The organism is Streptomyces sp. S063 (genome assembly GCF_002832675.1).
Lineage (GTDB): Bacteria > Actinomycetota > Actinomycetes > Streptomycetales > Streptomycetaceae > Streptomyces > Streptomyces sindenensis.
Map to the genome: position 1 here is coordinate 1,498,847 of NZ_CP021707.1, position 26,423 is coordinate 1,525,269.

Sequence of the window (26,423 nt, forward strand, 5' to 3'; positions counted from 1 at the left end):
CACGGTCGGACCACCGGACCAGGCGCCTGCGCGTCGCCCGGCGGGCCTCACCGGCAGTCTCAGCAACCGATGTAACGGACGCTCGAACATTCACCGCACGCCGTCCGGCCACCGACGACGTGGCAGAGCTTGTAGATCTTCCGCCAGTCGGCCGTGCAGTAGCAGTACTGCCAGAAACTCGTATCCGCCGAGGCGTTCACCTTCGGAACCAGGTGCGCGAGCACCCGGTCGCCCACACGGTTCATCGCAGAAAGCATGAGCCATTCCTCCCACTGGCCGCGAACAAGGACACCCGGCACTCCGCTCGACAAGTCCACGCCGGGAAATCCGTACGCTACGGACACGCCGTAGAACGACCCATACAGCCGGGCTACAGCGCCGCCGACCGCCCTCCGCGACCGTGCCAAGACTCCCGCGCACCACCCACCCCGCACCGCATTCCGGACCACGCATCCCCATATTCGAAGCGGGTACCGGAAGTTGTTGGAAACGCACGGTCAACACCCTTGACGGCCACACCCGTTCCATGACCTGCTTCAACAGCGACACCGACCCGGCAGCGCAGCACACATATCCCACACATGTAACACTGTGTAACGTTTGCGCGATACACGAAAAACCCGGCACCCCCACCCCCCCGCACCCCCGGGCGACCCCTCCCCGCCCCCGCGCCCCGAACCGCGCGACAGCACCAAGATCGCCTCAAGCCCCTTAGCAGAGCTGCGCGTTCTCACCATGTGGGCAATGCGCAGTCCAGGCGAAACCTGCACATCCCCTCACAGGAACCTCAAGCCTTGCTCAAGGGCATAACAAGAGAGTCACATCCGCAGCCGACCCATCCCGATGACCCCCGGCTGCGCTTAGAGTCACGGCCAGTCACCGCGCCGCCGGGCGCGTCTGCTGCACGGCCCTGTACCAACCCAGTACGGCCCGGCGAAGATCACGGCACCTCATGCCCGAGGAGCGCCGCGCCAGGGAAAGGACCCTCTCGTGCGACACCGTTCTTTGCTCATACTCACCGCAGTGCTCACCACCGGAGCACTGACGCTCACCGCCTGCGGGTCGCGCGACGAAGGCAGCAAGGACAGCGGAGACAAAGGTGGCAAGACCACCGTCGTCATCGGCGTCGACGCGCCCCTGACCGGCTCCCTCTCCGCGCTCGGCCAGGGCATCAAGAACTCCGTGGACCTCGCGGCCAAGACCGCGAACAAGAACAACGAGGTCCCCGGCATCGAGTTCAAGATCGAAGCCCTCGACGACCAGGCCGTCCCCGCCTCCGGACAGGCCAACGCCACCAAGCTCGTCGGCAACCCCGACGTCCTCGGTGCCGTCGGCCCGCTGAACTCCGGCGTCGCCCAGTCCATGCAGGGCGTCTTCGACAAGGCAAACCTCACCCAGGTCTCCCCCGCCAACACCAACCCCGCCCTCAGCCAGGGCGACAACTGGGGCAAGGGCGACCCGAAGCGCGTCTTCAAGACCTACTTCCGCACCTGCGCCACCGACGTCGTCCAGGGCAAGTTCGCCGCCCAGTACCTCTACAACGACGCCAAGAAGAAGAAGGTCTACGTCGTCGACGACAAGCAGACCTACGGCGCAGGCCTCGCCGCCATCTTCTCTGCGGAGTTCGAACGCCTCGGCGGCAAGGTCATCGGCACCGACCACGTCACGGTCAAGGAGACCGACTTCTCCAGCACCGCCGACAAGGTCAAGAGCTCCGGCGCCGACTCCGTCTACTACGGCGGCCAGTACCCCGAGGGCGGCCTGCTCTCCGACCAGATCAAGAAGACCGGCGCCAAGATCCCCACCATGGGCGGCGACGGCATCTACGACCCCGCCTTCATCAGCGCCTCCGGCGAAGCCAACGACGGCGACCTCGCCACCTCCATCGGCTACCCCGTCGAGGCCCTCCCGACCGCCAAGAAGTTCATCGAGGACTACAAGGCCGGCGGCTACAAGGACCCCTACGCGGCCTACGGCGGCTACTCCTACGACGCCGCATGGTCCATCATCCAGGCCATCAAGGCCGTCGTCGCCGACAACGACGGCAAGCTCCCCGAGGACGCTCGCGCCAAGGTCACCGAGGCCATGTCCAAGGTCTCCTTCGACGGCGTGACCGGCAAGGTCTCCTTCGACGAGTTCGGTGACACGACCAACAAGCAGCTCACCGTCTACGAGGTCCAGAAGGGCGCCTGGAAGGACGTCAAGAGCGCCACGTTCGAGGACTGATCGCCGCAGCACAGCCCCGCCCCACTGACCCCATCCGCGCGAGGGCGCAAACAGCGCCCTCGCGCGGAGTCATATCCGACAAGCTCATCGGAGGCCCTGCGGTGCACGAACTGCCGCAACAGCTGGCCAACGGCCTCGCCCTCGGCGCCCTCTATGGCCTCATAGCCATCGGGTACACCATGGTGTACGGCATCGTCCAGCTCATCAACTTCGCCCACGGCGAGATCTTCATGATCGGGGGCTTCGGCGCCCTCACCACCTACCTCATGCTCCCCAGCGGCACCACACTCCTCGTGGCCATCCCGCTCATGATCATCGGTGGAGCCATCGCCTCCGTCACCGTGGCCACCGCCGCGGAACGGTTCGCCTACCGGCCCCTGCGCGGCGCCCCCCGCCTCGCCCCGCTCATCACCGCGATCGGCCTCTCGATCGTGCTCCAACAGCTCGTCTGGGGCTTCTACCCCGACGCGAAGAAGCCCCTCAGCTTCCCCGAATTCGGTGGCGACTCCTTCCACCTGCTCGACAACCTCTACCTCCAGCGAGCCGACGCCTTCATCCTCGTACTCGCACCCCTGTGCATGCTCGCCCTCGGCATGTTCGTCTCCAAGAGCCGCAGCGGACGCGCCATGCAGGCCACCGCGCAGGACCCCGACACAGCCAAGCTCATGGGCATCAACACCAACCGCATCATCGTGATGGCCTTCGCCATCGGAGCCGCCTTCGCAGCCGTCGCAGCCGTCGCCTACGGACTCGACAAGGGCCAGATCGGCTGGGAGATGGGCTTCCTCCTCGGACTCAAGGCCTTCACCGCCGCCGTCCTCGGCGGCATCGGCAACATCTACGGAGCCATGGTCGGCGGCGTCGTCCTCGGACTCGCCGAAGCCCTCTCCATCGCCTACATCGAAGAAATCCCCGGCATGCAGCAGCTCGGCGGCGGCGCCTGGGCCAACGTCTGGGCCTTCGTCCTCCTCATCGTCGTCCTCCTCGTCAGGCCACAAGGCCTACTCGGCGAGCGCGTCACGGATCGGGCGTGATACCGATGACCACCAAGACCAACCAGGCCACGCCCGTCCTCGCCATCCCCGCAGCCCGCGCGATCACCGCAGCCGGAGCCGCACTCACCCTCGCCTCCACCTTCCTCGCCTGGACCTGGACCGCCGAATTCCCCGGCGACCTCACCGTCACCGGCTACCCCGGCGGCCTCCAGGTCCTCACCCTCGTCGCCGCAGCCATCACCCTGCTGTTCACCCTCTCCGGATACGGCATCAAGGGCCTCGGCTGGCTCACCCCCGGCGGCACCAACAGCCCCGTCCGACTCGCCGCCCTCGGCGTCCTCGGCACCATGGGCTTCACCTTCGCCGCCATCGCCATCGAACTCGGCGGCATCGTCAACCTGGAACCCGGAGCCTGGATCGGCCTCGTCGGCGCCCTCATCACCGTCGCCGCCTCCCTCGGCCTCCCCCACGACCAGGACATCACCGACACCACCACCCCCACCCCCCTCGAGCGATTCCTCAACAGCCTCCGCGCCCCCGCGCCCGGACGCCCCAAGGAACTCCCCTCCTGGGCCGAAATCCTCATCATCGTCGCCGCCTTCGGCATCGGTCTCTACGTCGTCACCTACGGCATCGACACCGAATACCCCGAACTCTTCGTCGGCTACCTGATCATCTCCGGCTTCGCGGTCCCCGCGCTCTTCAAGGCCGGCCTCATGGCCCGCCTCTCCGCGCTCACAACCAAATACCGCACCATCGCCGTCGCCGCCGCCTTCGTCGCGGCAGCCGCCTTCCCCTTCACCCAGACCACCGACCAGTTCACCCTCATCGCGGTCAACATCCTCATCTTCGCGACCGTCGCACTCGGACTGAACATCGTCGTCGGCCTGGCCGGACTCCTCGACCTCGGATACGTCGCCTTCCTCGGCGTCGGCGCCTACACAGCCGCCCTCGTCTCCGGCACCACCGCATCCGCCTTCGGCGTCCAATTCCCCTTCTGGGCCTCCGTCCTCACCGGCGCCGCCGTCTCCCTCATCTTCGGCGTCGTCATCGGAGCACCCACCCTCCGCCTCCGCGGCGACTACCTCGCCATCGTCACCCTCGGCTTCGGCGAAATCTTCCGCATCGCCGTCGGCAACCTCGACGGCGTCTCCGGACCACAGATCACCAACGGCCCCAACGGCGTACCGAACATCCCCGACCTCAACTTCTTCGGGTACAACTTCGGCGAATCCCACACCGTCCTGGGCTTCGAACTCGGCTCCTACGCCAACTACTACCTGCTCATGCTGCTCGCGATGATCCTCGTGGTCCTCGTCTTCAGCCGAGCCGGCAGCTCCCGCATCGGCCGCGCCTGGGTCGCCATCCGCGAGGACGAGACCGCCGCCACCGCCATGGGCATCAACGGCTTCCGCGTCAAGCTCATCGCCTTCGCCCTCGGCGCCACCCTCGCCGGCATCGCCGGCACCGTACAGGCTCACGTCCAGAGCACCGTCGTCCCCGAGATGTACGTCTTCGCCGGACCCGTGCCGCCCAACTCCGCCTTCCTCCTCGCCGCCGTGATCCTCGGCGGCATGGGAACCATCAGCGGACCCCTCATCGGCGCCACGCTCCTCTACATGATCCCGGCCAAGCTCCAGTTCCTCCAGGACTACCAGCTCCTCGGCTTCGGTCTCGCCCTCATCCTCCTCATGCGCTTCCGCCCCGAAGGCCTCATCGCCAACCGCCGCGCCAAGCTCGAGTACCACGAGACCGGCCGGCTCGACGTACCGGACGAATCCCTGGCCGGCACCACCTCCGGCACCACGAAGGCGGGGGCGTGAACACCATGACCACCACCACACCCGAAACCGCCACCACCGTGCTCGACGCGAGCGGCGTCACCATGCGCTTCGGCGGCCTCACCGCCGTACGCGACGTCGACCTCACCGTCAAAGCAGGCGAGATCGTCGGCCTCATCGGCCCCAACGGCGCCGGCAAGACCACCTTCTTCAACTGCCTCACCGGCCTCTACGTCCCCACCGAGGGCAAAGTCCGCTACAAGGGCACCGTCCTGCCGCCCAAGCCCCACCTCGTCACCCAGGCAGGCATCGCCCGCACCTTCCAGAACATCCGACTCTTCGCCAACATGACCGTGCTGGAGAACGTCCTCGTCGGACGCCACACCCGCACCAAGGAAGGCCTCTGGTCCGCCCTCCTGCGCGGACCCGGCTTCAAGAAGGCCGAAGCCGCCTCCCACGCACGCGCCATGGAACTCCTGGAGTTCATCGGCCTCCAGGACAAGGCCGACCACCTCGCGCGCAACCTCCCCTACGGAGACCAGCGCAAGCTGGAAATCGCCCGCGCACTCGCCAGCGACCCCGGCCTCCTCCTCCTGGACGAGCCCACCGCCGGCATGAACCCCCAGGAAACCCGCGTCACCGAAGAACTCATCTTCGCGATCCGCGACATGGGCATCGCCGTCCTCGTCATCGAGCACGACATGCGCTTCATCTTCAACCTCTGCGACCGCGTCGCCTGCCTCGTCCAGGGCGAGAAACTCGTCGAAGGCACCCCCGGCGACGTCCAGGCCGACGAACGCGTCGTCGCCGCCTACCTCGGCACCCCCTTCGAAGGCGCCCCCGGCGCCGACGAAGTCGCCGAGGTCGAAGCAGCGGAGGCGCACAGCACCACCCGCACGGAAGGGGAAACCCAGTGACCGCCCTGCTAGAGGTCGAAGACCTCCGCGTCGCCTACGGCAAGATCGAAGCCGTCAAGGGCATCTCCTTCAGCGTCGAAGCCGGCCAGGTCGTCACCCTCATCGGCACCAACGGCGCGGGCAAGACCACCACCCTGCGCACCCTCTCCGGGCTCCTCAAGCCCTCCGGCGGCCGCATCACCTTCGACGGGAAGCCCCTCGGCAGCGTCCCCGCGCACAAGATCGTCGCGCTCGGACTCGCCCACTCCCCCGAAGGCCGGCACATCTTCCCCCGCCTCACCATCACGGAGAACCTCCAGCTCGGAGCGTTCCTCCGGACGGACAAGGCAGGCATCGAGAAGGACATCCAGCGCGCCTACGACCTCTTCCCCATCCTCGGGGAACGCCGAAAGCAGGCCGCCGGCACCCTCTCGGGCGGTGAGCAGCAGATGCTCGCCATGGGACGCGCCCTGATGTCCCAGCCCAAGCTGCTCATGCTCGACGAGCCCTCCATGGGCCTCTCCCCGATCATGATGCAGAAGATCATGGAAACCATCGTCGAGCTCAAGGCGGCGGGCACCACGATCCTGCTCGTCGAGCAGAACGCCCAGGCCGCCCTGTCCCTCGCGGACCAGGGTCACGTCATGGAGGTCGGCAAGATCGTCCTCTCCGGCCCCGGATCGGACCTCCTCCACGACGAGTCGGTCCGCAAGGCCTACCTCGGCGAGGACTGACGCCCCTGCCGTACGGAAGAGGCCCGCACCCGGTTCGCCTTCCGTTCTAGTGGTCGTCGCAACACCCCAGCTCAGGGGATGCGATGGACTTCAAGATCCGGGAGAGCCGGACGGTGGCTCAGGGCCGCAAGAGGCTGTTGCGTGAGCGGGAAACATACTTCCTGCTCATGCAGCAGGGCTTCAGCAACAACCAGGCGTGCCGGATCGTGGGCATCAACGACAAGACCGGCCGCCGTTGGCGCAATGGCCGTGCGGCAGACAGCAAGCACAAGGCGGCACCACCGGTTAGTCCGGTGGTGCCGCCTTCTGGTCCGTCCCGCTACCTCCGGGCCGACGAGCGGATCCACATCGCCGACCGGTTCCGGGAGAAGGCATCGATCCGGGCGATCGCTGCTGAGCTGGGTCGTAGTCCCTCCACCATCAGCCGGGAGATACGCCGCAACGGCACGCGTTCACCCCGCAACGCGACCCGCTGGACCTACCGGCCGTATGTCGCGCAAGAGCGTGCGGATGCCCGTCGGCCCCGGCCCGAAACCGGGAAGATCGGCCAGAACCCCGAGCTGCGGGACTTCATCCAGCACCACCTCGCATGCCGCTGGAGTCCTGAACAGATCTGCCGGATTCTACGGACGCGCTTCCCCGAGCGGCCGGAGATGCACCCACGAGACGATCTACCAGGCCCTCTACGTCCAGGGCCGCGGAGAACTCCGCCGCGAGCTGACGCGCTCCCTTCGGACGGGACGGGCAATGCGACGCCCTCACCGCCGGTCCGCCAAGCGTCAGCCGCGCATGTCGAAGGACATGGTGATGATCAGCGAACGGCCGGCCGAGGCAGCCGACCGCGCGATCCCCGGGCACTGGGAGGGCGACCTCATCATCGGCAGGACCAGCCGGTCCGCGATCGGAACACCGGTGGAGCGATCCAGCCGCTTCGTCGCTCTCGTCCACCTGCCTGACGGTCGGCACCCCGCCAAGGTCCGCGACGCGCTCATCCAGACCGTCTCCGCTCTCCCGGCCCACCTCCGGCGCTCACTCACCTGGGATCAGGGCTCCGAGATGCACCTCCACCAGGAGTTCAGCACCGCTACGGACATGCCCGTCTACTTCTGCGACTCCGGCAGCCCCTGGCAACGCGGCTCGAACGAGAACACCAACGGGCTGCTGCGACAGTACTTCCCCAAGGGCACAGACCTCTCGGTCCACACCCGCGAGCACCTGGACGCCGTCGCCGCCGAGCTCAACAGCCGCCCACGCAAAACGCTCGGCCGGGAAACCCCAGCCGAGCGTCTCGCTAAGCTCCTGGCGACAGCCAGTTGATCACTGTGTTGCTACGACCCCTGGAATTCGCCGCGAACCGGCTGCGGGCCTCTCTCGTTCCGTACGTGTATGTGTACGTCGTGTACGCGGCTACTCGGCCGCCTTCTTCTTCTCCTCGGCGTCCTCGATCAACGCCTCCGCGAGCTGCTGCATCGACATCCGCCGGTCCATCGACGTCTTCTGGATCCACCGGAACGCCGCCGGCTCGGAGAGCCCGTAATCCGTCTGCAGGATGCTCTTGGCCCGGTCCACCAGCTTCCGGGTCTCCAGCCGCTGGGACAGGTCCGCGATCTCGCTCTCCAGCGCCTTCAGCTCGGCGAACCGGGAGACGGCCATCTCGATGGCGGGCACGACGTCGCTCTTGCTGAACGGCTTCACGAGGTACGCCATGGCCCCGGCGTCCCGGGCCCGCTCGACGAGGTCGCGCTGCGAGAAGGCGGTGAGCATGAGGACCGGGGCGATGGACTCCTCGGCGATCTTCTCGGCGGCGGAGATCCCGTCGAGGACCGGCATCTTCACGTCCAGGATGACCAGGTCGGGCTTGTGCTCCCGGGCCAGCTCGACGGCCTGCTGCCCGTCGCCCGCCTCACCGACGACGGAGTAGCCCTCCTCCTCCAGCATCTCCTTGAGGTCGAGGCGGATGAGGGCCTCGTCCTCGGCGATGACGACGCGGGTCGTCAGCGGCGGGACGTGCGACTTGTCGTCGTCGACGGCGTCTACGGGCTGGGGCGACTCGGGGGTGGTCACGGGGCTCCTCGGTATGGGCAGATACTGCTGTCACGAGCCTACCTAGCTCCTGTAAGGTAGTGACCCGCAGGGGAGCAAAATACCTTGCTTTCCAAGGCCCCAGTACTCCAACTGGTTAGAGAGGCCGCTCTCAAACAGCGGACAGTGTGGGTTCGAATCCCACCTGGGGCACTTTTCCTTGGATTCCAAGGTGCAAGGCGGTTCGGTGAACTTCACTTGATCTGAGTACGCGCGCACTATTCCCCGCCGAATGGGCGCCTGCGCGACGAAACTCGGCAGCATGTACGAAGTGGGAACTCGCGAGCGAACTCTGGCTCTGGTCGCGCAGGGGCGCAGCCTCAATTCGGTGAGCAAGCAGACCGGCATATCCCGCGCCGCGATTCGTTCCTGGCGGACGCGCCTGGAACCGCTCGATCGAGGCGTCCCTTGCCCCAGGTGTACCGACGCCCCAGGGGAGATCGAGAACCCGCCCTCGTACGCCTACTTACTGGGGCTCTATCTCGGGGACGGCTGCATCAGCGTGGCCAAGCGAGGTGTGTACTCGCTTCGAATCGCGTGCGCCGACGCCTGGCCGGGCCTCATCGACGCCTGCGCCGAAGCCATACAGATCGCGCGGCCGCACAACACGGTCTGCCGGGTGGCCAGTGCGGGCTGCCAGTACGTCACTTCGTCCAGCAAGCACTGGCCCTGTCTCTTCCCTCAACACGGCCCCGGCAAGAAGCACGACCGCCGGATCGCCCTCGAACCCTGGCAGCAGCACATCGTGGACGCCCACCCCTGGGAGTTCATCCGCGGGCTCATCCACTCAGACGGCTGTCGCATCACGAACTGGGCCACGCGCATGGTTCGCGGTGAACGCAAGCGCTACGAGTACCCCCGGTACTTCTTCACGAACAAGTCCGACGACATCCGCACGCTCTTCAGCGACACGCTCACCGCCGTCGGCGTCGAGTGGACGACCCTGGCACGTGGCGGCAAGCCCTACAACATCTCCGTAGCCCGACGGGCATCCGTAGCCCTCATGGATGCGCACGTCGGGCCGAAATACTGAACCGCCCTACTTCGGGCTGTCGTCCTCACCGATGTGGTGGACGCGGACCAGGTTCGTGGAGCCGGGGACGCCGGGCGGGGAGCCGGCGGTGATGACGACCACGTCGCCCTTCGCGCAGCGGCCGATGCGCAGGAGTTCCTCGTCGACCTGGGCGACCATCGCGTCCGTGGAGTCGACCTTCGGGCCGAGGAAGGTCTCGACGCCCCAGGTGAGGTTGAGCTGGGCGCGGGTGGCTTCGTCGGGGTGAAGGCGAGGAGCGGGATGGGTGAGCGGTAGCGGGAGAGGCGCTTGACGGTGTCGCCGCTCTGGGTGAAGGCGACGAGGAACTTGGCGCCGAGGAAGTCGCCCATTTCGGCGGCGGCGCGGGCGACCGCTCCGCCCTGGGTGCGGGGCTTGTTGCGTTCGGTGAGGGGCGGGAGGCCCTTGGCGAGGAGGTCTTCCTCGGCGGCTTCGACGATGCGGGACATGGTGCGCACGGTCTCGGTGGGGTATTTGCCGACGCTGGTCTCGCCGGAGAGCATCACCGCGTCGGTGCCGTCGATGATCGCGTTGGCGACGTCGGAGGCTTCGGCGCGGGTGGGGCGGGAGTTGTCGATCATCGAGTCGAGCATCTGGGTGGCGACGATGACCGGTTTGGCGTTGCGCTTGGCGAGTTTGATGGCGCGCTTCTGGACGATCGGGACCTGTTCCAGGGGCATTTCGACGCCGAGGTCGCCGCGGGCGACCATGATGCCGTCGAAGGCGGCGACGATGTCGTCGATGTTGTCGACGGCCTGGGGTTTTTCGACCTTGGCGATGACGGGGAGGCGTCGGCCTTCTTCGTCCATGATGCGGTGGACGTCGTCGATGTCGCGTCCGGTGCGGACGAAGGAGAGGGCGATGATGTCGGCGCCGGTGCGCAGGGCCCAGCGGAGGTCGTCGATGTCCTTCTCGGAGAGGGCGGGGACGGAGACGGCGACGCCGGGGAGGTTGAGTCCCTTGTTGTCGGAGACCATGCCGCCTTCGATGACGGTGGTGTGGACGCGGGGTCCGTCGACCGCGGTGACTTCGAGGGTGACGCGGCCGTCGTCGACGAGGATGCGTTCGCCGGTGGTGACGTCGGCGGCGAGTCCGTCGTAGGTGGTGCCGCAGATGTCGCCGGTGCCTTGGTCTTCGAGGGGTTCGACGGTGATGGTGAAGGTGTCGCCGCGTTCAAGGAGTACGGGGCCTTCGCGGAAGCGTCCGAGGCGGATCTTCGGGCCTTGAAGGTCGGCGAGGATGCCGACGCTGCGGCCGGTTTCCTCGGACGCCTTGCGTACGTGGTGGTAGCGCTCTTCGTGTTCGGCGTAGCTGCCGTGGCTGAGGTTGAAGCGGGCGATGTCCATTCCCGCTTCGACCAGGGCCTTGATCTGGTCGTATGAGTCGGTTGCGGGTCCCAGGGTGCAAACGATTTTCGCTCGGCGCATACGTCGAGCCTAAACCTTACCTACGGGTAGGTATTTGGCTGCGTATGACACCTCAACAACCTTTGGATGAAGGGTTATTGACAAGTGTTGAAGTGTGCGGCGGGGTGCTCTGATGAGCGTTTATCCGAGGTTCGGGGGGATGAGGGTGAAGGCCGCTTCGACCTGGGCGTCGACGTTCTGGCGTACGGGTTCGAGGTCGACGGGGGCCGTTTCGGGGGCGTTTTCGGCGCGGGCGGAGCGGAGGACTCCGCCGCCGTAGGTCGCGGTGGTGAAGGTGGCTCCGCCGAGGGTGCCCGTGTCGCTGAGTTCGAGGAGGGCGTCGATGTGGGTGCCGAGGGCTTCGGCGTACTCGCGGGCGCGTTGGAGGGCTTCCTGGACGGCTTGGCGGCGGGCGGCTGCGTGGTGGGGGGAGGTGGGGCGCAGGGCCCACCAGGGGCCGTCGATGCGGGTGAGTTCCTGGTCGGCGAGGCGGGCGACGATTTCGCCGAGGACGGTGAAGTCGTTGAGGGTGGCGGTGAGTTGGATGCTGCCGTGGTAGGCGCGGATGCGTTCGCCGCGGCCGTGGCGGGCGAGTTCGGGGCGGATGGTGAGGGTGCCGGTTTCGAGTTTTTCGATGGTGTCGCCGTAGCCCTTGATGAGGTCGAGGGTGGCGGTGTTGCGGCGGTTGAGGTCGTCGAGGGTGGTGCGGCGGTCGGTGTTGCGGGCGGTGAGGGTGACGGCGATGCGGGCGATCTCGGGGTCGGCTTCGAGGTGGGCTTCGCCGCGGACGGTGACGCGGGGGGTGGTGGGGGTGCCGTGGGAGGGGTGGGGTGCGGGGGTGGCGGTTTCGGTCATGCGTTCACTGTGGCACGGCGGGTGGTGGTGCGGGGTGTGTGTCGGGTGGTCATCAGATCGAAACCTGTGCGGGGTGTTGCGGGTGTGGGGCGCTGGGCCAGAATCTACGCGCGTTGCCCTACTGAACGAGGAGTGAAGAGATGCCGTTGAACCGCAGGACGTTTCTGGGCCGTTCGGCCGCCGCGGGTGCGGGTGTGGCGATGGTGGGCAGTGCGGTCGTGGGCTCGGCCGGTGCGGCGCGGGCCACGGGGCAGGGCCACGGGCACGGTCACGGGCGGCCTCCGAAGCGGTACTCGTTCACGGTGATGGGCACGACCGACCTGCATGGGAACGTCTTCAACTGGGACTACTTCACGGACAAGGAGTACGACGACTCCGCCCACAACGACGTCGGTCTGGCGAAGATCTCGACGCTGGTGGACCAGGTGCGCCGGGAGAAGGGGCGCCGGAACACGCTGTTGATCGATGCGGGTGACACGATCCAGGGCACGCAGTTGTCGTACTACTACGCGAAGGTCGATCCGATCACGGCGCGGCGTGGTCCGGTGCATCCGATGGCGCGGGCGATGAACGCGATCGGTTACGACGCGGCGGCGCTCGGGAATCACGAGTTCAATTACGGGATTCCGGTGCTGCGGAAATTCGAGGAGCAGTGCGATTTTCCGCTGCTGGGGGCGAATGCGCTGGATGCGAAGACGTTGCGGCCGGCGTTCGCCCCGTATGTGATCAAGCGGATGCACACGCCGTGCGGGCGTGATGTGCGGGTGGCGGTGCTGGGGCTGACGAATCCCGGTATCGCGATCTGGGACAAGGCGAATGTGGGCGGGAGGATGGTGTTCCCGGGGCTGGAGGAGCAGGCGGCGAAGTGGGTGCCGAAGCTGCGGTCGATGGGTGCGGACGTGGTGATCGTGTCGGCGCATTCGGGTTCTTCGGGGACGTCGTCGTGGGGTGATCAGTTGCCGTACGTGGAGAACGCGGCGGCTCTGGTGGCGGAGCAGGTGCCGGGGATCGACGCGATTCTGGTGGGGCACGCGCATGTGGAGATCGCCGAGCACTTCGTGACGAACAAGGAGACCGGCAGGCAGGTGGTGTTGTCGGAGCCGGCGAAGTGGGGGCAGCGGCTGACGCTGTTCGACTTCGATGTGGTGTGGGAGAAGGGCCGTTGGGTGGTGGAGAGGGCCGGGTCCCGGGTGCTGAACTCCAATACGGTGCCGGAGGACCCGGAGGTGACGTCGCTGCTGCGCCGTGAGCACCGCAAGGTGGTGGAGTACGTCAACCAGGTGATCGGTACGTCGGTGGTGGCGATGTCGACGGCGGACGCGCCGTGGAAGGACGAGCCGATCATCGATCTGATCAACGTGGTGCAGACGGAGACGGTGCGGGCGGCGCTGGCGGGCGGGGAGTACGCGGCGCTGCCGGTGCTGTCGCAGGCGTCGTGCTTCTCGCGTACGGCGGGGATTCCGGCGGGTGAGGTGACGATCAAGGATGCGGCGGGGCTGTATCCGTTCGAGAACACGCTGGAGGCGCGGCTGATCACGGGTGCCCAGCTGAAGGACTATCTGGAGTATTCGGCGCGGTATTACGTGCGGACGCCTGCGGGGGTCCGGTGGACACGACGAAGCTGACGAATGCGGACGGGATTCCGGACTACAACTACGACGCGGTGTCGGGGGTGACGTACGACGTCGACATCGCGAAGCCGGTGGGTTCGCGGATCGTGGGGTTGTCGTTCGAGGGGGAGGCGGTCGATCCGGCGGCGCGGTTCGTGTTCGCGGTGAACAACTACCGGGCGAGCGGTGGGGGGAACTTCCCGCATGTGCCGGGTGCGCTGCAGCTGTGGGCGAATTCGGACGAGATCCGGAACACGATCATCGGGTGGGTGCGGGAGAAGGGTTCGGTGGATCCGGCGGTGTTCGCTTCGGTGGGGTGGCGGCTGACGCGTGAGGGGACGCCGGTGTTCCCGTAGTGCCGTTGGTGTGAGCTGTTCGTTCGGCCCGGGTCTCCGTTGGTGGGGGCCCGGGCCGTTCGCTGTCCCTGGGGGGCTAGAGGGTCTGGCGCAGGGGGACGAGTGCGGGGGTCTGGGTGGGGATGGCCGGGGGTGGGGGGTGAGGCCGAAGGTGGTGAAGGCGGTGCGTTCGGGGAGGGGGTAGGGGTTGGTGCCGGTGAGGTTGTTGAGGATGGTGGCGCTGCGCCAGGCGGCGAGGCCGAGGTCGGGGGCGCCGACTCCGTGGGTGTGGCGTTCGGCGTTCTGTACGTAGACGTGGCCGGTGACGGTGGGGTCGAGGACGAGGCGGTACTGGTCGTCGATGCGGGGGCGGTGGGAGGCGTCGCGGCGGAGGTAGGGGTCGAGGCCGCCGAGGATGGCGTCGAGGGGGCGTTCGCGGTAGCCGGTGGCGAGGATGACGGCGTCGGTGGTGAGGCGGGTGCGGGTGCCTTGCTGGGTGTGTTCGAGGTGGAGTTCGACTTGGGTGTTGGCGAGGCGTCCGGCGGTGCGGACGTGGACGCCGGGGGTGAGGGTGGCGTCGGGCCAGCCGCCGTGGAGGGTACGGCGGTAGAGCTCGTCGTGGATGGCGGCGATGGTGTCGGCGTCGATGCCTTTGTGGAGCTGCCATTGGCGGGGGACGAGTTCGTCGCGGGCGGATTCGGGGAGCGCGTGGAAGTAGCGGCTGTAGTCGGGGGTGAAGTGTTCCAGGCCGAGTTTCGAATATTCCATGGGGGCGAAGGCCTGGGTGCGGGCGAGCCAGTGGATCTTCTCGGCGCCTTCGGGGCGGGCGCGCAGGAGGTCGAGGAAGATTTCGGCGCCGGACTGGCCGGATCCGATGACGGTGATGTGGTGGGCGTCGAGGAGCCGTTCGCGGTGGCGGAGGTAGTCGGCGGAGTGGAGTACGGGGACGGATTCGGCTTCGGCGAGGGGTTTGAGGGGTTCGGGGACGAAGGGTTCGGTGCCGATGCCGAGGGCGATGTGGCGGGTGTAGGCGCGGCCGAGTGCTTCGGCTTCGCCGTCGCGGTCGAGTTGGGTGAAGTCGACTTCGAAGAGGGCGCGGTCGGTGTTCCAGCGGACGGCGTCGACCTGGTGGCCGAAGTGGAGTCCGGGGAGTTGTTCGGTGACCCAGCGGCAGTAGGCGTCGTATTCGGCTCGTTGGATGTGGAAGCGCTCGGCGAAGTAGAAGGGGAAGAGGCGGTCGCGGGTGCGGAGGTAGTTGAGGAAGCTCCAGGGACTGGTGGGGTCGGCGAGGGTGACGAGGTCGGCGAGGAAGGGGACTTGGAGGCTGGCGCCGTCGAGGAGGAGGCCGGGGTGCCAGTGGAAGGCGGGGCGTTGTTCGTAGAAGGTCGCGGCGAGGGGGCGGGGGTCGCCGGGGCTGCGGGGATGGCGTGGGCGAGGGCGGCGAGGGAGAGGTTGAAGGGGCCGATGCCGATGCCGACGAGGTCGTGTGGCTGGTCGGGTTCGTGGGCGGGCCGGTCGGTCATCGCGGAGTGTCGCTTTCCGTGGGGTGGGGGGTGGGGTGGGTGAGGAGGTCGGTGGTGGTGGCGGTGACCAGGTCCAGGAGGGTCTGGAGGTCGTGGGGGGTGGTGTGGGGGTTGAGGAGGGTCGCCTTGAGCCAGAGGCGGCCTTCGGCGTGGGCGCGGCCGAGGACGGCGTGGCCGCGTTGGAGGAGGGTGCGGCGGACGGTGGCGACGGTGTGGTCGTCGGCGTCGGTGGGGCGGAAGAGGACGGTGCTGATGGTGGGGTGGTCGTAGAGGTCGAGGGTGGGGGTTCGGGCGATGAGGTCGGCGAGGTGGTGGGCGGTGGTGATGGTGCGGTCGATGAGGTCGGCGAGTCCGTTGCGGCCGAGGGCTTGGAGGGTGACGGCGATCTTGAGTGCGTCGGGGCGGCGGGTGGTGCGCAGGGAGCGGCCGAGGAGGTCGGGGAGGCCGGCTTCGGTGTCGTCGTCGGCGTTGAGGTAGGGGGCGTGGTGGTGGAGGGGGGTGAGGTGGTGGTGTTCGGGGACGGCGAGGAGGCCGGCGGATGCGGGCTGCCAGCCGAGTTTGTGGAGGTCGAGGGTGACGCTGTGGGCGCGGTCGAGGCCGTGGAGGAGGGGGCGGGCGGTGGGGCTGAGGAGGAGTGGTCCTCCGTAGGCGGCGTCGATGTGGAGTTCGGCGTGGTGGGTGGTGCAGAGGTCGGCGATGGCGTCGAGGGGGTCGATCTTGCCGGTGTCGGTGGTGCCGGCGGTGGCGACGACGAGGAGGGGGCGGTGGAGTTCGGTGAGGGCGTCGTCCAGGGCGGTGAGGTCGAGGGTGCCGGTGGGTGCGGGGATGACGACGGGTTCGGGGAGGCCGAGGAGCCAGGCGGCGCGGGCGATGCTGTGGTGGGCGTTGGCGCCGCAGACGGTCTGTACGGGGCCGTGGCGTTCGCGGGCGAGGAGCAGGGCGAGTTGGTTGGCCTCGGTGCCGCCGGTGGTGATGACGGCGTCGGGTGAGGGGGCGTGGGGGTAGATCTCCGTGGCGAGTGCGTTGGTGAGGCCGGCTTCGAGGGCGGAGGCGGCGGGGGCTTGGTCCCAGGAGTCCATGGAGGGGTTGAGGGCGCTGGCGGCGAGGTCGGCGGCTGCGGCCAGGGCGAGGGGCGGGGTGTGGAGGTGGGCGGCGCAGTGGGGGTGGGCGGGGTCGGCGGCCCCTGCGGCGAGGGTGGTGACGAGGGCGCGCAGGGCGTCGTGGGGGCCGGTGCCGTGGTCGGGGATGAGGGGGTGGGTGGCGGTGCGGGTGCGGGGGGTGACGGTGTCGGGTCCGCCGGCGGGGAGGGGGCCGTCGCGGAGGGCCGCGCCGTCGTGGAGTGCGGTGAGGACGGTGTCGAGGAGGGGGCGCAGTGCGGCGGGGCCTGCGGTGCCTCCGGCGAGGGGTGGGGTGGGCATGGGTGGGGTGGTCCTTCGGGTACGCGGGGGTGGTCATGCCGGCTTGTCCGTGGTTCGGGGTGGCGCGGCCGAAGAGCCCAACGATTCGAACTCGAAAGGGGTACTGGCGGTCGGTGCGGCCGGGCGGGTGAGGGGCGGGGTGGTATGGACGGGCGAGTGCCGGACGGGCGTGCGAGGGGGTGGGCCCTCTCGACATTGCTCAATGAGACAATTGCGAAATTGTGCAATTCACTACATGCTGTGGGGGCTGTTCGGCCGTCGTGCGGGGGCCGCGGTCCTCGTCCGGCTCTCCTGCCGACGGCGGTGACGTACTGCTGAGGAAGGGCTCTGCCGTGCCGGTCTCCCTGTGTCAGGAGGAGGTGACCGCGCCGTGAGCGGGTGTCCGGATGGGGTGGCGGGGGCGCCGGCGGCGGTGTCCGGCGGGTCGGACCTCCAGGTGCCGGGCCGCGGCGGGGGCGGAGCGATGACGGTGGTCCTGGTTCCGATCGTGACTGAGTGCGGTCCGGGCGCGGAGGTGGCCCGATGATCATGCCTCCGGATTCGTTGCCGTACCGGCATGTGCTGACGCTGCCCGCCCTGGGGTCGGCGGTGCGCGTCGCCCGGGAGACCGCCGAGCAGGTGCTGGCGGAGTGGGGGGTGGCGCCGCGGGATCCGTGCCGGGATCCGGCGCTGCTGATCGTCAGTGAGCTGGTGACCAACAGCGTGCGGCACGCGGCGGTGCTCTCGCCCCATGTGACGGTGGTGTTCGCGGGCGGCCCCGGCATGTTCGCGTTCGGTGTGCACGACCGCCACCCGTACCGGCCGGTGCTGTTCGCGTCCGCCGGAACAGCGCCCGGGCGGGGGCTGGCGACCGTGATGGAGCTGACCCGTGGTCTGGGCGGCAGCGCGGTGGTGCGGGGCGATGCCGACGAGGGCGGCAAGAGCATATGGGTCACCCTCCCGCTGCGGTCCGGCCTGCGGTGACCCGCGGGTTCGGTCCCCGGGTGCGCTCCCCGGGCGCTGAGGCGGGAAAATGGCCCCATGGTGAAGAGTTCGGGTCAGCAGTGGTGCGGTGGGGCCCGCCGTACGGAACGGGGTGCCGCAGGTGAGCACGCCGCTGTACCGCTTGAAGGCGGAGTTCTTCAAGACTTTGGGGCATCCGGTCCGGATCCGGGTGCTCGAACTGCTCAGTGAGCGCGATCACGCGGTTTCGGAGATGTTGAACGAGGTGGGGGTCGAGGCCGCGCACCTCTCGCAGCAGTTGGCGGTGTTGCGCCGGGCGGGTCTGGTGACGGCCCGGCGGGAGGGTTCGGCGGTGCACTACACGCTGTCCGACCCGGGGGTGGCGGAGCTGCTGCGGGTGGCGCGGACGATTCTGACCGGGGTGCTGGCGGGCCAGGCGGAGCTGCTGGCTGATCTGCGGTCGGGGAACGACGGCCCGGACGATGGTGGCCCGGGCCGTCGGGAGACTCCTTAGGTCAGTCGGCGAGGGCGACGGCCGACCGTACGGCGAGGGCGCGGCGGAGGTCGTCGAGCTGGTCGACGAGCTTGCGGCGCAGGGCGGGGACGAGGTCCTGGTCCTCCAGGGCGCGGAGGCCCGCGCCGAGGCTCTCGGGGTCGACGGCGTACACCGGGAAGGCGTATCGTCCGGCGGCCTCGGCGATGGCGGGGCCGCGGCGGGCGGCGAGCGCGGTGGCGTCCGGGTAGAACCGGGACACGTAGTCGCCGGTCAGCTCTTCCTGGCCGGGCTGCCAGAAGCCCTGGGCGGTGGCGGTGAAGAGGTAGTTGGAGAGGGTGTCGTCGGTGAACAGGGCTTCCCAGGCGGCGGCCTTGGCGTCGGGGGTGGGCAGGGCGGCGCGGCAGCGGGCGGCGCCTTCGCGGCCGGTGGCGCTGGGGTCCGCGGCCAGTTCGGTGGCGATGGCGGCCTCGTCGGTGGCGCCGAGGACGGCGAGCCGGGTGAGGATGCGCCAGCGCAGCTCGGGGTCGAGCTCGGGTCCGCCGTGGACGGTGCCGTCGTCGAGCCAGCTGCGGAGCGTGTCGGGCTGGCTGGCGGCGTCGATGAAGTGGCGTACGGCGATGAGGCGGAGGCCCGGCTGCGAGCCGTCCTCGGTGCGGCGGATGAGGTCGCGGCAGAGGTCGGTGAGGGTGGCGCGGGCGGCGGGCAGGTCCTCGGGGACGGTGTAGCGGTCGACGACCTGGCCGGCGGCGAAGGAGAGGACGCCCTGGACGAGGGCGAGGTCGGTCTCGTACGGGAGGTGGGTGCGGGCGGCCGCGAGGTAGGTGGCCGGGGGGAGTTCGGCGTCGCGGACCATGTCGCGGGCGGTGTTCCACAGGACGGCCCGGGTGAGGGCGTCGGGGATGCCGGAGAGGCCGGTGAGGACGGTGTCCCAGGAGGCGGTGTCCAGGCGGACCTTGGCGTAGGTGAGGTCGCCGTCGTTGAGGACGACGAGGGCGGGGCGGCGGCCGGGGCGGATCGTGGGTGTCCCGTCGCCGGGTACGTCGATCTCGAAGCGGTCGCGCAGGGCGAGGTGGCCGGGGCCTGCCTGGGTGTTCAGGGCGTGGTCGTAGGCGCCGACGGTGATGCGGTGGGGGCGGGAGCCGTCGCGGGTGACGGTGAGGGACCAGGTCTGGCCGTTGCTGTGCGCCGGCGGACCGGCCGGTCCGGTGGGCGCGGGGGTGCCGACCTCGGCGGTGAGGGTGTCGATGCCGGTGGTGCGCAGCCACTGTTCGGCCCAGGCGTGGACGTCGCGGTCGGTGGCGGAGGCCAGGTTGTCGATGAAGTCGGCGAGGGTGGCGTTGGCGAACCTGTGGCGGGCGAAGTGGGCGTTGATGCCGGCCAGGAAGTCCTTCTCGCCGAGCCAGGCGACGAGTTGGCGCAGGGCGGAGGCGCCCTTGGCGTAGCTGATGCCGTCGAAGTTGAGGAGGGCGGACGCGGTGTCGGGGACGGCGTCGGGGTCGGGGGCGACGGGGTGGGTGGAGGGGCGCTGGTCGGCGTCGTAGCCCCAGCCCTTGCGGGCGACGCCGAAGTCGACCCAGGTGTCGGGGAAGGGGGCCTCTCCTGCCCGGGCGGAGTGGAGAGGGCGGGGCAGGGTGGCTTCGGTGAGGGTCTGGTAGCCCATGTACTCGGCGAAGGACTCGTTGAGCCAGATGTCGTCCCACCAGGTCAAGGTGACGAGGTCGCCGAACCACATGTGGGCCATCTCGTGGGCGATGACCATGGCGCGGGTCTGGCGCTCGGTGTCGGTGACGGCGGAGCGGTAGACGAACTCGTCGCGGAAGGTGACGAGTCCGGGGTTCTCCATGGCGCCCGCGTTGAACTCGGGGACGAAGGCCTGGTCGTAGGAGTCGAACGGGTAGGGCTCGTCGAACTTCTCGTGGTAGCGGTCGTAGCAGGCCCGGGTGATGTCGAGGATCTCGTCCGCGTCGGCGTCCAGGTACGGGGCGAGGGAGCGGCGGCAGTGGATGCCGAAGGGCAGTCCGGCGTGCTCGGTGGTGATCGAGTGCCAGGGGCCGGCGGCGATCGCGACGAGGTAGGTGGAGATGAGCGGGGTGGGGGCGATGGTCCAGTGCCCTTGTCCGTGGTGTTCGGCGACGCCGTTGCCGAGGACGGTCCAGCCTTCGGGGGGTGACGTCGATGGCGAAGACGGACTTGAGGTCGGGCTGGTCGAAGGCTGCGAAGACGCGCTGCACGTCCTCCATGAACAGCTGGGTGTAGAGGTAGGTCTCGCCGTCGGTGGGGTCGGTGAAGCGGTGCATGCCCTCGCCGGTGCGGGAGTAGTGCATCGCGGCGTCGACGCGCAGTTCGTGGGGGCCGGCGGTGAGCCCGGTGAGGGGGTAGCGGTTGCCGTCGAGGAGGGCGGGGTCCAGGGGCTGTCCGTCGAGACTGATCGAGCGCAGGGTGGCGGGCTTGACCTCGACGAAGGTGTCTCCGGCCGCGCGGGCGGTGAACCGGACGACGGTGGCGGAGTCGAAGGTCTCCTCGCCGGTGGTGAGGTCGAGGGCGATCGTGTACCGCTCCACGTCGAGGATCTGGGCTCGGGTCTGCGCTTCGTCGCGCGTCAGTACGGACATGGCCCCATGCTGCCGTACGGGGGACGGCGGGCGCAGCGGGGTTCTCCCTGGGCGGACGGGCGGGCGGCCGGCCGCGAGGTCGCCGTTCGCCGTGGCGCGGTCGGCCGGGCCGGTGTTCGAGGTGCGGTGCGCGGGGCGGGGGGCCGCGGCGTCCGGCCCGGTAGCCGCTCAGGCGTTCCGCGCCGGGCCGTTCTCCGCTTCCTCGGCGATGCGCTCGTGGTGGCGGATCACCTCGGCGATGATGAAGTTCAGCAGCTTCTCGGCGAACGCCGGGTCCAGGTTGGCGCTCTGTGCCAGTTCCCTGAGCCGGGCGATCTGGCGGGTCTCGCGGGCGGGGTCGGCGGGCGGCAGCTTGTGGTCGGCCTTGAGGCGGCCGACCTGCTGGGTCGCCTTGAAGCGTTCGGCCAGCATGTGGACGACGGCGGCGTCGATGTTGTCGATGCTCTCGCGCAGCCGGTTCAGCTCGGCCCGGACGGTCGCGTCGATCTCGCTCTTACTCATGGTCAGCGAGGATAGACGTCCGGTCAGCAGGGGACGGACGTCCGCCCTCACGGCCCGATGGTCGGCGGGTCGTGGGGGTCGGGCACCTGGTCGCTCCAGCCGCCGGGCACGTTGCGGCCCTGCTGTTCGCGGAAGCGGACGGGGGCGGTGCCGACCCGGCGGGCGAAGAGCCGGGAGAAGTAGGCGGGGTCGTCGTAGCCGACGCGGCGGGCCACGGCGGCGACCGGCAGGTCGGTGGCGGCGAGGAGTTCCTTGGCCCGGCCCAGGCGGATGCCGAGCAGGTAGTCCTTGGGGCTGCATCCCGCGCCGCGGCGTACGGCGGTGCGCAGTTCGGCGGGGGTCATGCCGTGCCGGGAGGCGTGCTGGGCGACGGTGAGCGGCTGGTAGGCGTCGCGGGCGAGCGCCTGGAGCACCGGGTCGCCGTCGGGGCCGATGTCGGCGCGGGCGCGGCGCAGGGAGACGAGGAGTTCGTGGACGGCGGCCCCGGTCTCGACCTCCAGGAGGGGGTTGCCGCGGCGGGCGGCGCGCACGATGCGTGTGACGGCGGCGCGGGGGGTGGCGGTGTCGGCGAGCGGGACGAGGGGGCGGTCGGGTTCGATGTAGCCGAGTTCGGTGTACGTGGTGGTGGCGGGGCCGGTGAAGTCGACGAAGCTCTCGTCCCAGCCGGTGCCGGGGTCGGCGCCGTAGTGGTGGGGGGTGCCGGGGGTCAGCCAGATGAGGCTGGGGCCGGTGACGGGGGTGCGGCGGCCGTCGGGGCCTTGAACCAGCCGGTGCCGGAGTTGACGATCACGGCGACGTGGTGGTCGAGGGTGCGGGGTCCGACGGTGGGCAGCGCGCCGTGCTGGAGGCCGACGCCGAGGCAGACGAGACCCAGGCGGTGGTGGAGCGGGCTCGGGGTGAAGAAGCGCATCCAGGTGTGGTACATCGCGGTCTTCCCCTCCCAGGTGGTCCGTCGGTTGTGGTTCCGGTGGGTCCCGGCCGCCGGTCCGTTGCGTCCAATCAACAGCGATCTTTGTCCATGGACCCGGTGGGCGCCAGAGGTGACAGTGGTCGGACCAATCGCCCCGGAGGCCGCCGGGCGCGGCCGAGCACAGGAGCGTAACTGCGCCATGACCGACTTCACCGTGGGGGACGACGGCTTCCGGTTCGACGGGGAGCCCGTACGGCTGCTGTCGGGTGCCCTGCACTACTTCCGGGTGCACGAGGAGCAGTGGGGGCACCGGCTCGCGATGCTCGCCGCGATGGGCCTGAACTGCGTCGAGACGTATGTGCCGTGGAATCTGCACGAGCCGCGGGAGGGCGAGGTCCGGGACGTGGGGGCGCTCGGCCGGTTCCTGGACGCGGTGGAGCGGGCGGGGCTGTGGGCGATCGTGCGGCCGGGTCCGTACATCTGCGCCGAGTGGGAGAACGGCGGGCTGCCGGTGTGGGTGACGGGCCGGTTCGGGCGGCGGGTGCGGACCCGGGACGCGGAGTACCGGGCGGTGGTGGAGCGGTGGTTCCGGGAGCTGCTGCCGCAGGTGGTGGAACGGCAGGTGGCGCGGGGCGGCCCGGTGGTCCTCGTCCAGGCGGAGAACGAGTACGGCAGCTTCGGCAGCGACGCGGTGTATCTGGAGTGGCTGGCGGGGCTGTTGCGGGAGTGCGGGGTGTCGGTCCCGTTGTTCACGTCGGACGGTCCGGAGGACCACATGCTGACCGGGGGTTCGGTGCCGGGGCTGCTGGCGACGGCGAACTTCGGTTCGGGGGCGCGGGAGGGTTTCGCGGTGCTGCGCCGGCATCAGCCGAAGGGCCCGTTGATGTGCATGGAGTTCTGGTGCGGCTGGTTCGACCACTGGGGGGCCGAACCGGTGCTGCGGGACGCGGAGGAGGCGGCGGGGGCGCTGCGGGAGATCCTGGAGTGCGGGGCATCGGTGAACGTCTACATGGCGCACGGCGGGACGAACTTCGCGGGCTGGGCGGGGGCGAATCGCGGTGGCCCCTTGCAGGACGGGGAGTTCCGGCCGACGGTGACGTCGTACGACTACGACGCGCCGGTCGACGAGTACGGGCGGGCCACGGAGAAGTTCCATCTGTTCCGGAAGGTTCTTCAGGAGTACGCGCAGCGGCCGTTGCCCGCGCTGCCGCCGGAGCCGCGGGGGCTCGCCGGGCCGGTGCGGGCGGAGTTGACCGGGTGGGCGGGGCTCGGGGACGTACTGGAGGTGCTGGGCGGTCCGGAGACGGAGTCGGGGGTGCCGCCGACGTTCGAGGAGCTGGGCGTGGACCGGGGTCTGGTGCGCTACCGGGTGGCGGTGCCGGGGCCGCGCCAGGCGTATCCGCTGGGCGTCTCGGGGCTGCGGGACCGGGCGGTGGTGTACGTGGACGGGGTGCGGGCCGGGGTGCTGACCGAGGAGTCCGGGACGCTGGCGGAGCCGGTGGCGGGGCCCGCGGAGGTCGAGCTGTGGGTGGAGTCGCTGGGCCGGGTCAACTACGGGCCGAGGCTCGGCGAGCCGAAGGGGGTCACGGGCGGGGTGCTGCACGAGCGGCAGTATCTGCACGGGGTGCGGGCCCGGGGGCTGGCGCTGGACGCCTTCGACGCGCCGGGCGCGGTGGCGGCGGTCCCGTTCGGGCCGGTGGAGGCCGCCGCGGGGGCGGGCGATGCGGGGCGGACGGGGCTGTTCCGGGGGGCGTTCACGGTCGGGGGCGCGGCGGGGGCCGGTCACGCGGGGCTCGAACTGCCGGGCTGGACGCGCGGGTTCGTCTGGGTGAACGGCTTCTGCCTGGGCCGGTACTGGTCGGCGGGTCCGCAGCGGATCCTGTACGTGCCGGGGCCGGTGCTCCGCGAGGGCGTCAACGAGGTGTGGGTGCTGGAGCTGGAGGAGGCTGGCGAGCCGTGGGTGGAACTGGGCCCGGGGGCGCCCGTTCGTACGGGCACCCCCGGGGTGGTTCGGCCGTGATCGGCGGCGGATCGCTCCGACCGGGTCAGAGCGAGTCGGCCGCGGAGGCGATGTCGGCCGCGAAGTGCGAGACCTGGGTGTAGACGCCCGGGTAGTTCGGGCGGGCGCAGCCCTGGCCCCAGCTGACGATGCCGACCTGGACCCACTCGTCGGAGTCGTCCTTGCGGAACATCGGGCCGCCGGAGTCGCCCTGGCAGCTGTCGACGCCGCCGGTGTCGAGGAGGCCGGCGCACAGCTCCTCGTCGGCGACGAGGTCGCCGTAGGCGCCCTGACAGTCGGCGTCGGAGACGAACGGGACGTCGGCCTTCAGCAGGTGGCGCTGCTGGCTGCCGCCCTCGCGGTCGGCGCCCCAGCCGGCGACGGTGAAGGTGCCCTCGTCGTAGCCGGCGTCGGTGGCGATCTTCAGGGTGGGCTGGTCGATCGGCTCGGCGAGCTTGATCAGCGCCCAGTCCTTGCCGGTGCCGTTGTAGCCGGGGGCCTGGAGGACCTTGGCGGACTTGACCGTGATGGCGTCGGGCGACTGGAGGTCGGCGACGCCGCCGGTGACGGTGATCGAGGTGTCGTCGCCGGAACCGTCCACGCAGTGCGCGGCGGTGAGGACGATGTCCTGGGTGTAGAGCGAACCGCCGCAGCCCATGGAGAGCCGGACCATGAAGGGGAATTCGCCCTGTTCGGCGCGTTCCCCGCCGACGATCGGCTGGGGAGCGGCGGAGGCGGGCTGGAGACTGACGGTCGCGAGGGCGACGGCGGCTATGGCGACGGAACACCTTTTCAGCGCGCTCAGAAGCTTCACGGATGCCTGCTTTCGTGGGGGATTTCGTGTGGGGGGTTGCTGTGGGAGGTTGCCGTACCGCGTTGCCGTGCAGGAGTCCCTGTACGTGGTGCTGGATGTGCTGAGTTGCTGGGGGGTGCGCGGTCCGGCGCGCGTGCCCCTGCCGGGTGACGGCCTCCGGCACGGAAACCGAACTAGCCATGCACCTGACAAGAACACTCCGATTATCGGTGTCGGGTGACCGCTGCCACAAGGTGCAGTTTTCGGCCAAGATCCTCAGGCGGCTTTCCGGCCCCCCTCCCCCGCCCGGCATACAGTGGAGATCCGTCGACCGTCGCGGATGGGGGATTCCGGCGTGACGAACAGTCCTCCGGGCGCACCCGTCGCCCACGGCTTTCCGCATCTGGACACGGTCCGCTCCGCGGTCACCGCGCTCTACCGGCGGCTCTCGGCGGACGGCGTCCGCGCCTATGCCACCAGTCTCGCGCCCGTCGACGCCGCGTTCGGGGACGAGGACGATCTGCATCTGGGAGCCCAGCGGGTGGCGCGCTCCCTGGTCCAGCACCTGCGCCTCCCCGACGCCCGGATGATCGTCGGCTTCCGCCCGATGGAGCACGCGGCGAGCGTGGAACTGACGGCGGGCCCCGAGTACTTCATCGAGCTGAACGACCGCTTCCGCACCCACCGCAGGGATATCGGTGCGGCGCTCGCGCACGAGATCACCCATGTCCTGCTGCACCGGCTCGGCCTGGAGTTCCCCGGCACCCGCGCCAACGAGATCCTGACCGACACGACGACGGCGTACCTCGGCACGGGCTGGCTGCTGCTGGACGCGTTCCGGGAGGACGCCACGTCCCGTCAGAAGCTCGGCTATCTGACCCCGGAGGAGTTCGGGTACGTCCTGGCCAAGCGGGCGTTGGCCTTCGACGAGGACCCCTCCCCGTGGTTCACCAGCCCCCAGGCGTACACCGCGTACACCAAGGGGCGGCAGCGGGCGCTGGAGGATCTGCGCAGCCCACCGCTGACCGCCGCCGGCTGGACGGGCCGCCGCCGCTACGCCAGGGACCGGCGGTACGCCCGGGACCGCCCCGGGGCCGGCCCGGACCCGCATGCCCCGTACGCCTTCGAGACCGGCCCCCAAGGGCCGCGCGTCTCCTTCCCCTGCCCCACCTGCCACCAGCGCATCCGGCTCCCCGTCCGGGGCCGGGTCAGCGCACGGTGCGGGCTGTGCCGTACGCGCCTGGAGTGCGACACCTGA

Annotated in this window: 16 protein-coding genes, 1 tRNA gene and 6 pseudogenes; 13 read left to right on the forward strand and 10 right to left on the reverse strand. The window is 69.6% G+C overall.

Features of this window, described 5'->3' with window-relative positions:
• Nucleotides 1-59: 59 nt before the first annotated feature.
• Nucleotides 60-245: a hypothetical protein gene (locus tag CCZ36_RS06705; protein WP_206515712.1), complete on the reverse strand. Its 186-nt coding sequence runs from the start codon at nt 243-245 to the stop codon at nt 60-62.
• A gap of 745 nt (nt 246-990) precedes the next feature.
• Between CCZ36_RS06705 and CCZ36_RS06710 the strand changes: the two genes are divergently transcribed.
• The 6 genes and pseudogenes from CCZ36_RS06710 (at nt 991) to CCZ36_RS06735 (ending at nt 7,949) form a co-directional block, all read left to right on the forward strand.
• The gene (locus CCZ36_RS06710; protein ID WP_069739758.1) at nt 991-2,226 is read left to right on the forward strand and encodes a branched-chain amino acid ABC transporter substrate-binding protein; all 1,236 of its coding nucleotides are present in this window, start codon (nt 991-993) and stop codon (nt 2,224-2,226) included.
• A gap of 101 nt (nt 2,227-2,327) precedes the next feature.
• A complete protein-coding gene (locus CCZ36_RS06715) occupies nt 2,328-3,260 on the forward strand; it encodes a branched-chain amino acid ABC transporter permease (protein ID WP_069739759.1) in 933 nt (310 codons plus the stop codon).
• A gap of 5 nt (nt 3,261-3,265) precedes the next feature.
• Nucleotides 3,266-5,044 (forward strand): branched-chain amino acid ABC transporter permease, encoded by a 1,779-nt coding sequence (locus CCZ36_RS06720; RefSeq protein WP_069739760.1) that lies wholly within the window; start codon nt 3,266-3,268, stop codon nt 5,042-5,044.
• Between the two features lie 5 nt (nt 5,045-5,049).
• Nucleotides 5,050-5,919, forward strand: a complete 870-nt coding sequence (locus tag CCZ36_RS06725) for an ABC transporter ATP-binding protein (RefSeq protein ID WP_069739781.1) — start codon at nt 5,050-5,052, stop codon at nt 5,917-5,919.
• Nucleotides 5,916-6,632 (forward strand): ABC transporter ATP-binding protein, encoded by a 717-nt coding sequence (locus tag CCZ36_RS06730; RefSeq protein WP_069739761.1) that lies wholly within the window; start codon nt 5,916-5,918, stop codon nt 6,630-6,632. The genes CCZ36_RS06725 and CCZ36_RS06730 overlap by 4 nt, the downstream gene beginning before the upstream one ends.
• A gap of 83 nt (nt 6,633-6,715) precedes the next feature.
• Nucleotides 6,716-7,949: pseudogene (locus CCZ36_RS06735) on the forward strand (IS30 family transposase).
• A 90-nt stretch (nt 7,950-8,039) separates the two neighbouring features.
• On the opposite strand, the gene CCZ36_RS06740 reads toward CCZ36_RS06735, so the two are convergent.
• Complete coding sequence (locus CCZ36_RS06740) at nt 8,040-8,696, reverse strand: ANTAR domain-containing response regulator (RefSeq protein ID WP_030567928.1); 657 nt, start codon at nt 8,694-8,696, stop codon at nt 8,040-8,042.
• A 96-nt stretch (nt 8,697-8,792) separates the two neighbouring features.
• Between CCZ36_RS06740 and CCZ36_RS06745 the strand changes: the two genes are divergently transcribed.
• Together CCZ36_RS06745 and CCZ36_RS06750 are read left to right on the forward strand one after the other, a co-directional pair.
• Nucleotides 8,793-8,867, forward strand: a tRNA-Leu gene (locus CCZ36_RS06745).
• A 109-nt stretch (nt 8,868-8,976) separates the two neighbouring features.
• A complete protein-coding gene (locus CCZ36_RS06750; RefSeq protein ID WP_176735311.1) occupies nt 8,977-9,747 on the forward strand; it encodes a helix-turn-helix domain-containing protein in 771 nt (256 codons plus the stop codon).
• Between the two features lie 6 nt (nt 9,748-9,753).
• Here the strand turns inward: CCZ36_RS06750 and pyk are convergent.
• Together pyk and CCZ36_RS06760 are read right to left on the reverse strand one after the other, a co-directional pair.
• Nucleotides 9,754-11,192, reverse strand: a pseudogene (pyk, locus tag CCZ36_RS06755) (pyruvate kinase).
• A gap of 120 nt (nt 11,193-11,312) precedes the next feature.
• A complete protein-coding gene (locus CCZ36_RS06760) occupies nt 11,313-12,026 on the reverse strand; it encodes an SIMPL domain-containing protein (RefSeq protein WP_069739764.1) in 714 nt (237 codons plus the stop codon).
• 140 nt (nt 12,027-12,166) lie between these two features.
• Here CCZ36_RS06760 and CCZ36_RS06765 point away from each other — a divergent pair.
• Nucleotides 12,167-13,992, forward strand: a pseudogene (locus CCZ36_RS06765) (bifunctional metallophosphatase/5'-nucleotidase).
• 76 nt (nt 13,993-14,068) lie between these two features.
• Here the strand turns inward: CCZ36_RS06765 and CCZ36_RS06770 are convergent.
• Nucleotides 14,069-15,494, reverse strand: a pseudogene (locus CCZ36_RS06770) (lysine N(6)-hydroxylase/L-ornithine N(5)-oxygenase family protein).
• A complete protein-coding gene (locus tag CCZ36_RS06775; protein ID WP_128817204.1) occupies nt 15,491-16,912 on the reverse strand; it encodes a pyridoxal phosphate-dependent decarboxylase family protein in 1,422 nt (473 codons plus the stop codon). Before CCZ36_RS06775 ends, CCZ36_RS06770 begins: the two are co-directional and overlap by 4 nt.
• A gap of 522 nt (nt 16,913-17,434) precedes the next feature.
• Between CCZ36_RS06775 and CCZ36_RS06780 the strand changes: the two genes are divergently transcribed.
• Nucleotides 17,435-17,875: an ATP-binding protein gene (locus CCZ36_RS06780; protein WP_069743270.1), complete on the forward strand. Its 441-nt coding sequence runs from the start codon at nt 17,435-17,437 to the stop codon at nt 17,873-17,875.
• A gap of 121 nt (nt 17,876-17,996) precedes the next feature.
• Complete coding sequence (locus CCZ36_RS06785; RefSeq protein ID WP_069739782.1) at nt 17,997-18,368, forward strand: ArsR/SmtB family transcription factor; 372 nt, start codon at nt 17,997-17,999, stop codon at nt 18,366-18,368.
• Nucleotide 18,369: 1 nt separating this feature from the next.
• Here the strand turns inward: CCZ36_RS06785 and pepN are convergent.
• From pepN to CCZ36_RS06800, 3 genes and pseudogenes are all read right to left on the reverse strand, one after another.
• Nucleotides 18,370-20,962: pseudogene (gene pepN / locus CCZ36_RS06790) on the reverse strand (aminopeptidase N).
• A gap of 168 nt (nt 20,963-21,130) precedes the next feature.
• Nucleotides 21,131-21,463: a chorismate mutase gene (locus CCZ36_RS06795; protein ID WP_128817205.1), complete on the reverse strand. Its 333-nt coding sequence runs from the start codon at nt 21,461-21,463 to the stop codon at nt 21,131-21,133.
• 47 nt (nt 21,464-21,510) lie between these two features.
• Nucleotides 21,511-22,388 (reverse strand): annotated as a pseudogene (locus CCZ36_RS06800) (helix-turn-helix domain-containing protein).
• 184 nt (nt 22,389-22,572) lie between these two features.
• Here CCZ36_RS06800 and CCZ36_RS06805 point away from each other — a divergent pair.
• Nucleotides 22,573-24,393 (forward strand): glycoside hydrolase family 35 protein, encoded by a 1,821-nt coding sequence (locus CCZ36_RS06805; protein WP_069739772.1) that lies wholly within the window; start codon nt 22,573-22,575, stop codon nt 24,391-24,393.
• 25 nt (nt 24,394-24,418) lie between these two features.
• Here the strand turns inward: CCZ36_RS06805 and CCZ36_RS06810 are convergent, their stop codons facing one another.
• Nucleotides 24,419-25,186 carry a S1 family peptidase gene (locus CCZ36_RS06810; protein ID WP_069739773.1) on the reverse strand — a complete coding sequence of 256 codons (768 nt, stop codon included), beginning with the start codon at nt 25,184-25,186 and terminating at the stop codon, nt 24,419-24,421.
• Nucleotides 25,187-25,505: 319 nt separating this feature from the next.
• Here CCZ36_RS06810 and CCZ36_RS06815 point away from each other — a divergent pair, with 319 nt between their 5' ends.
• Complete coding sequence (locus tag CCZ36_RS06815; RefSeq protein ID WP_069739774.1) at nt 25,506-26,423, forward strand: hypothetical protein; 918 nt, start codon at nt 25,506-25,508, stop codon at nt 26,421-26,423.